Origin of the sequence: Aeromonas sp. S9(2024) (assembly GCF_041403185.1) — a bacterium.
GTDB classification, from domain to species: domain Bacteria; phylum Pseudomonadota; class Gammaproteobacteria; order Enterobacterales; family Aeromonadaceae; genus Aeromonas; species Aeromonas enteropelogenes.
Genome location: NZ_JBGLRE010000001.1, coordinates 672029 through 685886 on the forward strand (window position 1 = coordinate 672029; position 13858 = coordinate 685886).

A 13858-nucleotide genomic window follows, 5' to 3' on the forward strand; every position below is an offset into this window, starting at 1 on the left:
GGCCGTAGCAGCACTGCTGCCGTCCATGACAATCAAAACGCCCCGCCACTGCGGGGCGTTTTTTATGGCGGACACAAACCGGTGGCGAACACTCAAGCCGCCGCCAGCTTGCCGCTTATGAGGCTGGCGGCAACAGCCACTCCCCCTGCCACAAGGTGACGGCCTGACCCGCCATCAGCACCCGATCTCCCTGCAATTCAAGCCGCAGCTCACCGCCCCGGGCCGAGATCTGGCGGGCCCGCAGTTGCTGTTTGCCTAGCCGTTCGGCCCAGAAGGGCACCAGGGCGCAGTGGTTGGAGCCGGTCACCGGATCCTCGTCTACCCCGACCCAGGGGGCGAAGTAGCGGGAGACGAAGTCATGGTCCGGATCGCGCGAGGGCGCCGTCACCATCAGGCCGCGGCCAGGCAGGGCGCGCAGGGCCTGAAAATCTGGGCTGAGCGCGCGGACCTCCTCCTCGCTGGCGAGCTCCAGCAAGAACTTAGCGCCGGCCGCCAGCGCCTGCAGTGGCTTGCAACCAAGGGCGACAGCATAGGCAGGGTCCAGCGTCAGAGGGGTGAGTGGGATGCACGGAAAATCAAGCCAGATCCACTCCCCTTCGCGCCGGGCCAGCAGCTCGCCACTGCGGGTCTCGAAGCCAATGACCTCATCCTCTGCCACCGCTCCCGTCTGCCACAACACGTGGGCCGCCGCCAGGGTGCCGTGACCACAGAGATCCACTTCCAGCTCGGGGGTAAACCAGCGCAACTGGTAGCGGGCATGGCCAAGGGGCACCAAAAAGGCGGTCTCCGACTGGTTGAACTCGGCCGCCATGGCCAGCAGGGTGGCATCCGGCTGGCTCGGCCCCAGCGCCACTACCGCCGGGTTGCCGCCAAAGGGGCGCCGGCTGAAGGCATTGACATGAAACAAGCTGATGATCGACATTCACGCTTCCTGTGTGGGTAATACGGGCTCATTCATCGCCCTTTATACCATGAGAACCCTGTCGACCTGCGTCGCCTTGCGACCCTCTCCATCGCCTTTTTAATGCAGTAATAGAATAAAAAAGACATTTTTATTCTTTGTTGTTATCCATCACACCCCTTAACCTGACCAAAAATCAGACCATGGAAGACGTGTGTGATGCAATTGAAGGACTCCCTGACCAACCTGACTCCCCTTTCTGACGAGCAGCAGCGACAACTGAGCCAGGCGCTATCGACCCTCAATACCCAGCAACTGGCCTGGGTGAGCGGTTATCTCTACGGTCTCTCCCAGGCGGGCAGCCAGCCTGCCGTGACCGGGGCAGCAGCCGCCACCCCCAGCGGCAGCCTGACCATTCTCTACGGCTCCCAGACCGGCAACGCCAAGGGCGTGGCCAGCGCCATCAAGGCGCAGGCCGAAGCCCGTGGCCTGCCGGTGACCCTCACCTCCATGGCGGACTACAAACCCAAGCAGCTCAAGAAAGAGACCCACCTGCTGGTGGTAGTAAGCACTTACGGGGAGGGTGAACCACCGGAGAGCGCGGTCGATCTGTACGAGCAGCTCAAGAAGGGCAAGGTTGGCAAGCTGGAAGGGCTCAAGTTCGCCGTACTGGGGCTGGGTGACAGCTCCTATGAGTTCTTCTGTCAGACCGGCAAGGACTTTGACAGCCTGCTGACCAAGGCCGGCGCCGATCGGGTGCATGAACTCGCCAGCCTGGACGTGGATTATCAGGATGCCGCCAAGGCGTGGGGCGAGCAGGCGCTCAACGCCATCGCCGCCACCCTCTCTGCCGGCCCTGCCGGCAGCAGCGTAGCCAGCGCGGTACAGCAGGCGGTCGGCCACAGCCAGTACAGCAAGGAGAACCCCTTCCCGGCCAGGCTCTCGGTCAACCAGAAGATCACCGGCCGCGACTCGACCAAGGATATCCGCCACATCGAGATCAGCCTGGAAGAGTCCGGCATCCGCTATCAGCCGGGCGATGCGCTGGGCATCTGGTTTGACAACGATGCCGACCTGGTCGGTGAGGTCTTGGCGCTGGCTCATCTCTCCGGCGACGAGGCCACCGCCCGCGGCAGCCTGCGCGAGGTGCTCAGCCGCGAGCTGGAGCTGACTCGCTTGCACGGCGGCTTTATCACCGGCTTGGCAGAGATCTCGGACAACGCGGCGCTCAAAGATCTGGCCGGTGACAAGGCCCAGGTCAACGCGCTGGTGGCCAGCGCCCAGGTGGTGGATGTGCTCAAACGCTTCCCGACCGAGCTCACAGCCGAACAGCTGCTGGGCCTGCTGCGCCCGCTCACTCCGCGCCTCTACTCCATCGCTTCCAGCCAGAGCGAGGTGGAAGAAGAGGTGCACCTGACCGTCGGCGTGGTGCGCTACCCGCAGGAAGACGGCACAGTGCGCAGCGGCGCCGCCTCCTCCTATCTGGCGGACCGTCTGCCGGAAGATGCCGAGGTGCGGGTATTCGTGGAGCACAACGACAACTTCCGCCTGCCTGCTAACCCCGATGCCCCCGTCATCATGGTGGGCCCGGGCACCGGCATCGCCCCCTTCCGAGCCTTCTTGCAGGAGCGGGAAGCGCAAGGGGCCGACGGCAAGAACTGGCTCTTCTTCGGCAACCCCCACTTTACCCAGGATTTCCTCTATCAGGTGGAGTGGCAGCGTTATGTGAAGTCGGGCCTGCTGTCGAAGATCTCCCTGGCCTTCAGCCGGGATCAGGCCAACAAGATTTATGTGCAGGATCGCCTGCGCGAGGCGGGGCTCGAGCTCTACCAGTGGCTGGAAGCAGGCGCTCACTTCTATGTGTGCGGCGACGCCAATCATATGGCCAAAGATGTGCAGGAAGCCCTGCTGGATGTGATTGCCGAACATGGCCAGAAGAGCCGTGAGGAAGCAGAAGAGTATCTGAGCGAATTGCGTCGTGCCAAACGTTATCAAAGGGATGTCTATTGATGAGCAAACAAGTTATTCCAGGACCGGTGGAAGGACCGCTGGCCGACAACGAACGTCTGAAACGCGAGAGCAACTTTCTGCGCGGCACCATAGAGCAGGATCTCAAGGACCCGCTCACCGGCGGCTTCAACGGCGACAACTTCCAGCTGATCCGCTTTCACGGCATGTATCAGCAGGATGACCGCGACATTCGCCCGGAACGCGCCGCCCAGAAGCTGGAGCCCCTGCACAACGTCATGCTGCGCGCCCGCCTGCCCGGCGGCATCATCACCCCGGCCCAGTGGCTGGTGATCGACAAGTTCGCCGAGGAACACAGCCTGTACGGCAGCATCCGCCTGACTACCCGCCAGACCTTCCAGTTCCACGGGGTACTGAAGCGCGACATCAAGCTGATGCACCAGACCCTCAACAGCACCGGCATCGATTCCATCGCCACCGCCGGCGACGTGAACCGCAACGTGCTGTGCACCAGTAACCCGGTGGAGTCCGAGCTGCATCAGGAGGCCTACGAGTGGGCCAAGAAGATCTCCGAGCACCTGCTGCCCAAGACCCGCGCCTACGTGGAGATCTGGCTGGACGGCGAGAAGCTGGGGGATGACGAGGAGCCGATCCTGGGTTCCAACTACCTGCCGCGCAAATTCAAGACGACCGTGGTGATCCCGCCCCACAACGACGTGGACATCCACGCCAACGATCTGAACTTCGTGGCCATCGCCGAAGGTGGCAAGCTGGTGGGCTTCAACGTGCTGGTGGGCGGGGGTCTGGCCATGACTCACGGCGACACCAGCACCTACCCGCGCAAGGCGAGCGACTTTGGCTTCGTGCCCCTCTCCCACGTGCTGGAGGTGGCGGCAGCCGTGGTCGGCACCCAGCGCGACTGGGGCAACCGGGTCAACCGCAAGAACGCCAAGACCAAGTACACCCTTGAACGGGTGGGGGTCGAGGCCTTCAAGGCTGAGGTAGAGAGTCGTGCCGGTATCCAGTTCGGGCCGGTTCGCCCCTATGAGTTCACCAGCCGCGGCGATCGCTTCGGTTGGGTGGAGGGGATCGACGGCAAGCACCACCTGACCCTGTTCATCGAGAATGGCCGCCTGCTGGACTTCCCAGGCAAGCCGCTCAAAACCGGCATGCTGGAGATCGCCAAGGTGCATCAGGGAGATTTTCGCCTGACCGCCAACCAGAACCTCATCATCGCGGGCGTCCCGACCGGCGAGAAGGCCCGCATCGAGGCGCTGGCGCGCCAGTACGGCCTGCTGGATGACGGCGTGAGCGAGCAGCGCAAACAGTCCATGGCCTGCGTGGCCCTGCCCACCTGCCCGCTGGCGATGGCCGAGGCCGAACGCATGCTGCCGGCCTTCGTCACCGACATCGAGGGGTTGCTGGCCAAACACGATCTCGCCGATGACGCCATCATCTTCCGGGTCACCGGTTGCCCCAACGGCTGCGGCCGCGCCATGCTGGCGGAGGTGGGTCTGGTGGGCAAGGCACCCGGCCGCTACAACCTGCACCTGGGTGGCAACCTGGAGGGGACCCGCATCCCGCGCCTGCACCTGGAGAACATCACGGAGCCGCAGATCCTGGCCGAGCTGGACGCCCTGATCGGCCGCTGGGCCAAGGATCGCAACCCAGGCGAGTGCTTCGGCGATTTTGTCATTCGCGCCGGGATCATAGCTCCGGTCATCGACTCCGCGAGGGACTTCTATGCAGCCTGAACAGACTGATACAGCCCGGCTGGCGCGCACTGCCGACGGCCAGCTCGACCTCGACGCCCTGCTGGCCTTGAGCCGGGAGGAGCAGGTCGAGGCGCTGGCTCCCCTCAACCGGGAGCTGGACGCCATGAGCGCCCCCGAGCGGGTGCGCTGGGCGCTGGCCAACCTGCCGGGAGAGCATGTGCTGTCGTCCAGCTTCGGCATCCAGGCGGCGCTCATGCTGCACCTGGTGAGCCGGGAGCGGGCCGACGTGCCCGTAGTGCTGACCGATACCGGTTATCTCTTCCCCGAGACCTACCGCTTCATCGACGAGCTGACCGAGCGTCTCGCCCTCAACCTCAAGATCTACCGGGCCGCGCTCAGCCCGGCCTGGCAGGAGGCCCGCTTCGGCCTCTTGTGGGAACAGGGGGTGGAGGGGATCACCCGCTATAACCAGCTCAACAAGGTGGAGCCGATGGATCGCGCCCTGAGCGAGCTGGGCGCCCGCACCTGGTTCTCGGGTCTGCGCCGGGAGCAATCCGGCAGCCGGGGCAAGCTGCCTGTGCTGGCCATCCAGCGCGGTCGCTTCAAGTTCCTGCCGGTGATCGACTGGAGCAACAAGGACGTCTTCTACTACTTCAAGGAGTTCGACCTCCCCTACCACCCCTTGTGGGAGCAGGGTTACCTGTCGGTGGGCGATGTGCACACCACCACCAAGTGGGAGCCCGGCATGAGCGAGGAGCAGACCCGCTTCTTCGGCCTCAAGCGCGAGTGCGGCCTGCACGAGGAGAATGGCGAGAGCGACGGCTCCGGCATCTGATCCCGTCCGGCAACGCACCCTTCCGACCACAAAAAGCGCCCGGCAACTGCCGGGCACTTTTATAAGTGACACTCAAAGAACTTGGATGCCTGAGCGGTACGGTTGCATCTTCTTGTTCCCTGCCCCCGCTTACTTCGCGGCGCGAGCCCGAGTCAGCCAGTCGTTGACCAAATCCTTGTGCCCCTTGAGCCAGGCATCTGCGTGACGCTCGATATCCGCCGGCTTGTTCTGACCCTGCTTCATCAGCCCATTTTGTACGTTGATGTCATTGATGGGCAGCTTCATCTCGGCAAACAGCTTGGCGGCAGAGGGGTTGGCCTCGGCAAACCCCTTGTTGGCGACTATGTGCATGGTATTCATTTCAAAGCCATAGTTTTTGCCATTCGCCAATTGGGTATCCCCCTCACGTCCCTCTGGCAAGGCGGTATAAGGCACTTCCAGCCATACCACATCCTTGCCGGGCACCAGCTCACCACTCACCCAGTACGGGGTCCAGGTGTAGTAGAGCACGGTTTTTTGTTCCTTGAAGCGGGTAATGGTGTCGGCAATGATGGCCGCATAATTGCCCTGTTGATGCGTCACTGTCTGCGCCAGACCGTATGTCTTGAGCTGATGATTGATCACCATCTCGCAGCCCCAACCCGGATTGCAGCCGGCCAGATCAGCCTTGCCATCGCCATCGCTGTCAAACAGGGCAGCCAGCTTGGGATCCTTCAACTGGGCTATGTTGGTGATGCCGTATTTGTCGGCAGTAGCCTTGTCGATGAGATAACCCTGGGCCGCCCCGGTCACATAGGTACCCTTGCGGTAGAACCTGGTATCGCCCCCGGCCTTTTCATACTTGTCCTTATGAAGCGGATCCCAGTTGAAAGCGAGAAAAGTGGCATCGCCACTGGCGACCGAGGCATATCCTACGTTGTAGTCCGCATCTTTGGCTGGTTTGACATCATAACCCAGCTCACCCAGCAGCTTGCTCACCAGCAGAGTCTGAAAGGCTTCCTCCGGCAACGTGCTCTGGATGGGTTGAACCGTGACACCGGCCATGGCGGCCGTGCTCAGCAGCAGGCAACCCAGCGTCATTCCTTGGGTAATGGCTTTCATACTTGTCCTCCTTTGGTGTGAGTCTTGTGGCGATGTTCGAACGGGGCGAGCAACAGGGCAATAGGACCACGCCGATACCAGCGGCCAACATGCCCTGATTTGGACTGGCCCATCGCCTGGGTCATGCGATCCAGCACTATGGCCAGCAGCACAATGCCAAGCCCCCCTACCGAGGCCATCCCCATGTCGAGACGTCCGATACCGCGCAATACCATCTGGCCAAGACCCCCCACGGCTATCATGGAGGCGATCACCACCATGGAGAGGGAAAGCATCAGCGACTGATTGACCCCTGCCATGATGGTGGGCATGGCGAGCGGCAGCTGCACCTTGAGCAGCAGCTGGGAGGGGCTGGCACCAAATGAATTCCCGGCTTCGATGAGATCCTCCGGTACCTGACGAATGCCGAGGATGGTCAGTCTGATCATGGGCGGCAATGCAAAGATGATGGTCACCACCACCCCGGGCACATTCCCTATGCCAAACAACATGACGATGGGGATGAGATAGACAAAGGCCGGGGTCGTCTGCATGGCATCCAGCAACGGCCGGGTCCAGCTGGTCGCTTTCTCGCTACGGGCCAGCAGAATACCGGCCGGCAAGCCAATCAGGATGCAGAAGAAGAGTGAAGTCAACACCAGCGACAGGGTCACCATGGCATCAGCCCAGGCACCGATAAGACCTATGCCGATCAGCGAGACCAACGTCCCCAACGCCATCCGCCCACTGACCAGTTGCCAGGCAACCAGGGTCAATAGCACAACCATGATGGAAGAAGGAATGCTTTGCAGCGCACTGGTCAGCGCATTGAGTGTCACTTCGACGGGTGCACGTATGATCTGGAACAGGGGTCTAAAGTTGCTCACCAGCACGCCAATGCCCTGTTCGACCCAGCTATCGAGTGGCACCCAGGCATGCTGGAAAGGATCCAGGGGGTCGAAAGCCGGCTCTTCCGCTTTCGCAGCAAGCTCGGCCTGCCAGTCATTGCTGGCCACCGCCGTCTCGGTTGAACTGCCCCAGGGATCCTCGGCCGCGTCCTTAGTCTCACTGCTGACCGCATCATCTTGATGATTGGCCGTCGCCTCTTCAGCCCATGCGGGGTAGCTTGCCAGCAACAGGAGTGCCAGGCAGAGGGAGAGTAATTGCTTCATGCCGGGGTACTCCTGTCCAGGGTGTTGAGTAGATTCGCCTTTGAAATGAGGCCCAGATAAGTACCATCCTCCTCAATAACCGGCACCTGGCAGGGAGCCGCCGCTACCTGGCTGATCAGCTCATGCAGCGGGGTATCAGCCAATAGCGGCGTCACCTCATCCAGCAAGGCCTGTTCCAGGCTGCCCTTGCTATCCACAGTGCGCGCCAGCGATGCGAGAGAGACAACGCCCACGAAACGACGAGCACGATCAACCACATAACCAAACTCACGATCCTGCTGCTTGAGTTGGCGCAGGGCGTTGGCCGGCCCGTCCGTGGTGTGCTTCTTGATAAGCGGCATCTGCTTACGGCTGACAATATCGCGGGCACTGAACACGTTGGCCAGATCCACACCGCGAAAAAAGGCACGCACATAGTCGTTGGCAGGCTGACTCAGGATCTCGTCGGGTGTCCCGACCTGGATCACCTGCCCATCCTGCATGATGGCGATGCGATCACCGATGCGCATCGCCTCATCCAGGTCGTGAGAGATGAAGACGATGGTGCGTTGGTGGCTGGCCTGCAGCTTGAGCAACTCATCCTGCATCTCGGTGCGGATCAGCGGATCCAGCGCGGAGAAGGCCTCATCCATCAACAGAATGTCGGGATCATTGGCCAGCGCCCGGGCCAGGCCAACCCGCTGCTTCATGCCACCGGAGAGGGCGTCGGGGAAGACATTCATCCAGGGCCCCAGCCCCACCTGATCGAGAGCCTGACGGGCACTTTGCTGGCGCTCGAGAAGTGGCACACCAGCCAGCTCCAGGCCAAAGGCGGTATTTTCCAGCACGGTCAAATGAGGCATAAGAGCAAAAGACTGAAACACCATGCTGATCTTCTTGCGCCGCACCTGACGCAGTTCTCTGTCCGAGATGGTGGCAATGTCTTCACCATCGATCAGTACCTGACCACGGGTCGGCTCGATCAGCCGGTTGAAGAGCCGCACCAGAGTAGATTTACCCGAGCCGGACAAGCCCATCACGACGAAGATCTCCCCCTCGTGGATGGCCAGATCGACCCCCTGCACACCCAGGGTCTGTCCGGTCTTTTTTAGAATGCTGGCGCGGTCGTGCCCTTTCGCCAGTAATTTGAACGCCTTTTCCGGCTGTTCTCCGAAGATTTTATAGAGTGATTTGACTTCGATTTTGACTGTCATACTGTCCTTTTTTCATGGTCGGCATCTTGGCAATTTGCCTGCCGAACGCGAGCCAATTGCTTTTAACACTAAGCAATTTGCATCTAGAAAAAAAGGTTTATATGCCACTAGAAAAGAACGGAATCAGCCAATTCATTGATTGAAAAGGGTTTATTTGAACAACAAAAATACATTAAGTTGAACATTATTCAGATGACAGGATGAAAAATACTTCGCCATTTAATAATTGATATTTTTATTGAACAGTCAGTGACAGAGGGAACGCTGGCAAGAAAATGGGAGTCGTCAGCAGGTTCAGAATCGCCCGTATTAACAAGGTTGGCGACGCCATAGCCGGGATGAAAAACAGGAAAGCTTGAGCGTCAAAAAAGCATGGGTCATGCCGGCATCAATTATGTGGTCAGGTAACTCATCATTGTTGCGTTTTGACAAGTCATGAAGAGCGGGAGAAAGATCAGACTGTTCGGTGGTGGCGCCGGGACATGCTCCCGAGCAGTCATCAGGGCTGTGAAAATCATTACAACCCTAACGATATCAAGCCGAAAAAGGAGCGAATGAAGTAGCGCGGTTTGGTGCAGCCATGGCAGAGATCTTGTCTGCCAGACAGAAGCTTCATTGCAAGAAAAAGCCCCTTGTGCGGCACCAGGGGCTTTTTGGCTTCAACGATGATGCAATGAGGTTCAGCAGCGCTGCCAGGTCTCGAAACGATAGGGATGCGGGTTCTTCTCGTCGGCGGGATAGGCTTCGCTTTCGACAAGCTGCCACTGGCCGTCATCAAACGCAGGAAAACGGGTGTCCCCCTCCACCGCCAGCTCGATGCGGGTCAGATAGAGGCAATCGGCCTTGGCCAGCAGCTGGCCATAGAGGTGACCACCGCCGATCACCATCAGCTCGTCCACTTCCCCCACCTCTGCCAACGTTGCCAACACGGCCTCAATGGATGGAAACACCTCGGTTCCTTCAGGAGCTGTATAAGCGGCGTTGCGGCTAATGATCAAATTGCGGCGCCCGGGCAAGGGGCGACCAATGGACTCGAAGGTCTTGCGCCCCATCAGTACCGGCTTGCCGAGCGTGACCCGCTTGAAGTGGGCTAGATCGGCCGGCAGATGCCAGGGCATCTGGTTGTCCTTGCCGATCACCCGATCCTGGGCCATGGCGGCGATCATGGAAATCTTCATGGTGTCAGCCTCTCACAAAACCATCTAAATTATGGGCCGGTTACGATATACGACCAGAGAGGGGATCGCCAACCCAAAACTTAAGGCCCCTACGATAAAGATAGACTTTAACCCGTTCTCCACCGCGCTCTGGATGAGCTCCATGCTCACCCCCGAGATATTGAGCTCCACCACCGCAATCATGGTCTTGAACGCATAGCTGCCCGGGATCATTGGAATAATGGAGGCGACGCTGAATACGGGGCGGGGCGCCAGCAGGCGGCGTGACCAGTAGACGCAGACAAACCCGACCGTGGTCGCCGCCGCCAGGGTAGCCCATTCGATGGTCATGCCGTAATGGATGAGCAGGGTACGCAGGCTGTGGGCCAGCGCCCCGCCCATGGCGCAATATTTGAGCATGCGCGGCGGCACGTTAAAGATCATGGCAAAACCCACCGCCGGTATGGCCGACCAGAAGGCATCCTTGGCCAGCAGCCAGAGCAGATCCATCATACTTTCCACCCCCTGATTCCGGTCACCGAGATGGTCAGAATGATGCCGATATGGCTTCCTGCGCTGATGGCCAGATCCTCATGTGCCAACTCAGAGTCAACAACCATCATACCTTCCACCCCCAGATGCCCGTCACCGTCATCGCCAGGATAATACCGATGGCTGCGCTGATGGTCAGCAGGGTCGCTGTGCCCCAGCGGGCCAGCCCCATATTGAAGTAGCCCTTCACCATATCGGAGACCGCATTGATGAGCGGGAAGCCCGGCACCAGCAGCAACACGCTGGCCGCCATGGCCAGATAGGGTTGCTCACCCCAATGGAAGAAGGTGGCGCTGGAGGAGAGCAGGGTCGCGATAAAGCCGGTCACGGCAAAGTTGATCAAGGGGCTGTGGTGATGGCGAGCCATCAGCTGGCGCACCCGCATCGCCACGGCGGAGGAGAAACAGGTGACCAGGAAGATGGGCCAGTCACCGCCAAACAGCAGGCTGAACGCGCCGCAGGATAGCCCGACCATGGGCACCACCAGCCAGGGATGGTAGTGAAACGGCACTATGGCCTCGAGCCGTTGGCGTACTTCCCGGGCACCAATCAACTCTTTTTCCGCCATGATGCAGATACGCTGGATTTCGCACACCACCTGCATATTGATGCCATGCTCCCGTACTCTGCGGGTGGTGGTGACGCACCCTCCCTGATAGAGGCTGGTAAGCACGATGGCGCTTGAGGAGATGGCCATCTCGACGCTCTCCAGCCCCAGCGCCAACCCCAACCGAACCGTGGTCTGCTCTATGATGCGGCTCTCTGCGCCAAACTGGGCCAGCATTTGACCCACCTTGACGATAATGCGGGTGATCTCGGTCTGCTGCTCCCGCGACAACACCCGCCTTGGCGTGATACTTCTCATAATCCCTTCGAGTCGTAGCAATTAAAACTTTGGCCATATTAGCTTACTTCTTGCTGCCATTCATCCATTGACAGCAACGACATATCGTCATTATTTATTAAATAACTCCCCACAAATCACAACTTCATTACAAGTCAACTCAGAAGTAACAACATTAAAGAAGCCCCTCCCGGTGTATATTCCTGCCGGGTGCGCTTGATTAATTCTGGCAATAATAATGACGAGAGATTATTTAATGCGTTGATAATCTGCCAACTGGATTATTTTGCTATTGCTATCGTTTTCAGCCGATATCTCCTCTTCCTTGAATTGCATCATTTCGGTTTGCATCAAATAAAAGGAGTCTTTCATCATATTGGCAATCCGGATGCAGCTGTCGAGATTGTTTTTTGCCAGACGGCGCTGGCCATCAATCTGGAACTGCAGGCCCAGCAGACGACGCTGCTGCTCAGGCCCCGCCCGGGCCATCAACTCATCTATCTGTTGCTGCAGTATTGTGTCGAGTTGGGCCGGTTCAGTGGCAGCAAGCTCTTTCAGGGTATCGAAATCAGGCAATTCCATAAATATGCCCTCCATCATGCGCCGCAATATGGACTAAGAAAAGACGACGGCTCATCATCGGCCTCTCTCGTTTTTATATACGCCTGAACAATCCCGGGTTCACTCCCAAAAGTGCGCCTTGCCAGAAACAACAAGACTCAAACTGACAGCAAAGTCTGTAATTATCGATACATTTCAATAAATTATTAATTCAATCCTGAACTCGGTTCCACTTATACAATTTTGTATTATCCCTCCCCTCTTTTATTGCGACCAAACGAACCAGCCTCATTATTTTTGCTTCATTCGACACTTATATTTCAATCAAGCATCGCTGCCCAAGCTACCATCGTTTAACTTATCTTGCTGATTATGCTATTTTATTTTCCACTTATTCAGCGCAACCAAGAGCAGACCATGAGCAAGGCAAAAATCGGTATCGTTACTGTCAGCGATCGTGCCAGTGCCGGCATCTATGAAGACCTCTCCGGCAAGGCCATCATCGACACTCTCAACGCCTACCTGACTTCGGAGTGGGAGCCTGTTTACCAGGTGATCCCGGATGAGCAGGATCAGATCGAGGCAACCCTGATCCGCCTGGCGGATGAAGAGGAGTGCTGCCTTGTGGTCACCACCGGCGGTACTGGCCCGGCCAAGCGAGACGTCACCCCGGAAGCCACCGAAGCGGTATGCGATCGCATGATGCCCGGTTTTGGCGAGCTGATGCGGGCCGAATCTCTCAAGTTTGTGCCAACCGCCATACTCTCCCGCCAGACCGCCGGCTTGCGGGATGACACCCTGATCGTCAACTTGCCGGGCAAGCCAAAGTCCATCCGTGAGTGCCTGGACGCAGTCTTCCCCGCCATCCCCTACTGCATCGATCTGATGGAAGGGCCTTATCTCGAATGCGATGAAACCGTCATCAAACCCTTCCGTCCGAAAAAATAATAAAAAAATGGCGAGCCACCCGGCTCGCCATATTCACGGAACAAGAAAATTAATATCCAGGCAGTATTCGTTTACTTGCGACCAAATACTTTAACGCCAGCCTTGCTACGCTCTGAATTACCATAGACTTCAATTTTCTTCACGCAGCGACGTGAACCCAGCGAGCGCCACTCCGTTTCTTTCTCGCCACGCATTTCCCGATCAAAATAGATGGTTTTGGTGCGATCACCACCATAGGTCACCACCACACGCTCCAAGGTCAAATCCCGCTCGGCTTTCACCTTGATATATTTAGTCTGACGGCAGATCACCAAAGGGATGGTCGCGCCATGATCCCCGGCCCCCAGCAGTATGGTCCGTCCCAGGGTAAATTGGTCATCGCCTGCGTAGCTGCTCGATGCAACGGCCAGCAAGGCGCCCCCCAGCAGGGCTCGGACGGAAAGACGTGGTTTAAGGACAGATATCAGGGACATAACACCTCCAATAAAACGGAGCGTCATGATAGCGGCGAAACCATAACGGCAGCTGTACCCGATTAATAAATATTGCTGAAAAATCATCCACTAATAACAAAGTGTGAGCGAATTAATCATTTCGGGAGAGAGATATGAAAATGACAGGGGCCGCCCATGGGCAGCCCCTGTGACCACGGATGGCGATCAGCGCTCCATGATCTGGGTGACGTCATCCTTCTTGATCATCACCTCACGCCCCTCTTCATCGTAATAACGATACATGCCGGTGCTCTCGTCCAGCCTGGGCTTGCTGTCGGTGGTGATCATTTTCCCGTCTTTGGTACTCATGATGTATTGGGAACTGCACGCCACCAACCCGAATGCACATACCAGGATAATCATCAGTTGTTTCATCACCAGTCTCATCTCCCTGTGTTCTCCCTCAACTCCGAGGGCGGTGTTTGAAGCCTAGTCCAG

General features: G+C 58.4%; 14 protein-coding genes. 4 read left to right on the top strand and 10 right to left on the bottom strand.

The features are described from left to right. Positions 1-115: 115 nt before the first annotated feature. Complete coding sequence (locus ACB028_RS03085; RefSeq protein ID WP_371143464.1) at positions 116-922, bottom strand: PhzF family phenazine biosynthesis protein; 807 nt, start codon at positions 920-922, stop codon at positions 116-118. A gap of 198 nt (positions 923-1120) precedes the next feature. Here ACB028_RS03085 and ACB028_RS03090 point away from each other — a divergent pair, with 198 nt between their 5' ends. From ACB028_RS03090 to ACB028_RS03100, 3 genes are read left to right on the top strand one after another with little or no spacing between them, the layout of a single operon-like run. After that, positions 1121-2911: an assimilatory sulfite reductase (NADPH) flavoprotein subunit gene (locus ACB028_RS03090; RefSeq protein ID WP_371143498.1), complete on the top strand. Its 1791-nt coding sequence runs from the start codon at positions 1121-1123 to the stop codon at positions 2909-2911. Next, positions 2911-4623, top strand: a complete 1713-nt coding sequence (cysI, locus tag ACB028_RS03095; RefSeq protein ID WP_371143465.1) for an assimilatory sulfite reductase (NADPH) hemoprotein subunit — start codon at positions 2911-2913, stop codon at positions 4621-4623. Before ACB028_RS03090 ends, cysI begins: the two co-directional genes overlap by 1 nt. Then, positions 4613-5419, top strand: a complete 807-nt coding sequence (locus ACB028_RS03100) for a phosphoadenylyl-sulfate reductase (protein WP_371143466.1) — start codon at positions 4613-4615, stop codon at positions 5417-5419. The genes cysI and ACB028_RS03100 overlap by 11 nt, the downstream gene beginning before the upstream one ends. 129 nt (positions 5420-5548) lie before the next feature. Here the strand turns inward: ACB028_RS03100 and proX are convergent, their stop codons facing one another. From proX to ACB028_RS03135, 7 genes are all read right to left on the bottom strand, one after another. Beyond that, a complete protein-coding gene (gene proX, locus ACB028_RS03105; RefSeq protein ID WP_371143467.1) occupies positions 5549-6520 on the bottom strand; it encodes a glycine betaine/L-proline ABC transporter substrate-binding protein ProX in 972 nt (323 codons plus the stop codon). Next, positions 6517-7671: a glycine betaine/L-proline ABC transporter permease ProW gene (proW, locus tag ACB028_RS03110; protein WP_042025754.1), complete on the bottom strand. Its 1155-nt coding sequence runs from the start codon at positions 7669-7671 to the stop codon at positions 6517-6519. The genes proX and proW overlap by 4 nt, the downstream gene beginning before the upstream one ends. Continuing rightward, complete coding sequence (gene proV / locus ACB028_RS03115; RefSeq protein ID WP_371143468.1) at positions 7668-8864, bottom strand: glycine betaine/L-proline ABC transporter ATP-binding protein ProV; 1197 nt, start codon at positions 8862-8864, stop codon at positions 7668-7670. Before proV ends, proW begins: the two co-directional genes overlap by 4 nt. A 680-nt stretch (positions 8865-9544) precedes the next feature. After that, positions 9545-10042, bottom strand: a complete 498-nt coding sequence (folA, locus tag ACB028_RS03120; RefSeq protein WP_371143469.1) for a type 3 dihydrofolate reductase — start codon at positions 10040-10042, stop codon at positions 9545-9547. Between the two features lie 24 nt (positions 10043-10066). Next, positions 10067-10534, bottom strand: coding sequence for a threonine/serine exporter family protein (locus ACB028_RS03125; protein WP_026456638.1), 468 nt, complete (start codon positions 10532-10534; stop codon positions 10067-10069). Between the two features lie 106 nt (positions 10535-10640). Beyond that, positions 10641-11438 (bottom strand): threonine/serine exporter family protein, encoded by a 798-nt coding sequence (locus ACB028_RS03130; protein ID WP_042025757.1) that lies wholly within the window; start codon positions 11436-11438, stop codon positions 10641-10643. Between the two features lie 228 nt (positions 11439-11666). Further along, positions 11667-11999: a DUF3135 domain-containing protein gene (locus ACB028_RS03135; protein WP_225633213.1), complete on the bottom strand. Its 333-nt coding sequence runs from the start codon at positions 11997-11999 to the stop codon at positions 11667-11669. 396 nt (positions 12000-12395) lie between these two features. Here ACB028_RS03135 and mog point away from each other — a divergent pair, with 396 nt between their 5' ends. Continuing rightward, positions 12396-12926, top strand: a complete 531-nt coding sequence (gene mog / locus ACB028_RS03140) for a molybdopterin adenylyltransferase (protein ID WP_042025758.1) — start codon at positions 12396-12398, stop codon at positions 12924-12926. Positions 12927-12997: 71 nt separating this feature from the next. On the opposite strand, the gene ACB028_RS03145 is transcribed toward mog, so the two are convergent. Then, positions 12998-13399: a DUF2541 domain-containing protein gene (locus ACB028_RS03145; RefSeq protein ID WP_371143470.1), complete on the bottom strand. Its 402-nt coding sequence runs from the start codon at positions 13397-13399 to the stop codon at positions 12998-13000. A gap of 186 nt (positions 13400-13585) precedes the next feature. Then, positions 13586-13795 carry a YgdI/YgdR family lipoprotein gene (locus tag ACB028_RS03150; RefSeq protein WP_026456840.1) on the bottom strand — a complete coding sequence of 70 codons (210 nt, stop codon included), beginning with the start codon at positions 13793-13795 and terminating at the stop codon, positions 13586-13588. Positions 13796-13858 lie beyond the last annotated feature (63 nt).